The 249-nt window shown below is 66.7% G+C and carries 1 protein-coding gene; it reads right to left on the bottom strand.

Annotated elements, in window-relative coordinates; all coding sequences use genetic code 11:
• Positions 1-249: ABC transporter permease subunit (locus tag AC0L2Y_RS34710; RefSeq protein ID WP_473562357.1), on the bottom strand; the 249-nt coding region annotated here is incomplete at both ends.

The raw sequence follows: 249 nt of genomic DNA, 5'->3' as shown, positions 1-249 counted from the left end.
ATAAAGCCATTACTGGCGGCAATGCGTTGGGCAGCACCTCGCGAAAGGCGATCTCCAGCGGATGCATGCCGATGACGCGGGCGCCGGCAACAAAATCGCGCTCGCGGATCGACAGCACTTCGGCCCGCGCCACGCGTGCCGGTCCGGTCCAGGCGCCCAGCGCGATCGCCGCAACGACGACGCCGAGCGACGGCCCGACGATGCTGACGAAAGCCAAAGCCAGCAGGAAGGCTGGGACGGTCTGGAAAG

Source organism: Mesorhizobium sp. WSM4830 (genome assembly GCF_055811495.1).
This window is presented reverse-complemented; position numbering and strand designations above follow the sequence as displayed.